The sequence below is a fragment of the Marivivens sp. ABH4_498 genome (genome assembly GCF_056160585.1).
The window spans coordinates 1-210 of sequence record NZ_JBSWXL010000029.1 but is presented as its reverse complement, the minus strand read 5'-3'; the positions used below and the strand labels follow the sequence as shown (position 1 = coordinate 210).

At 60.5% G+C, this 210-nt stretch carries 1 pseudogene; it reads left to right on the top strand.

Annotated elements, in window-relative coordinates:
• Positions 1–210, top strand: a pseudogene (locus ACXAGA_RS16515) (bifunctional 5-dehydro-2-deoxygluconokinase/5-dehydro-2-deoxyphosphogluconate aldolase); the annotation flags it as partial.

The following is a 210-nucleotide window of genomic DNA, read 5'->3' as shown; positions in this document are numbered from 1 at the left end:
TTGCGACAGGCACGCATTTGTCGAACCCGAAAACCGAAGCGGCGACGCTGAAGGCGCTGAAACTGGCGCGCGAATTTGGCGCGCGCACGGCGCTCGACATCGATTATCGTCCGAACCTGTGGGGCGTTGCGGGTCACGGCGACGGCGAAAGCCGTTTTGTTGAAAGCGCGGCGGTGACCGAAAAACTGCTGTCGACCTTGCACTACTTTG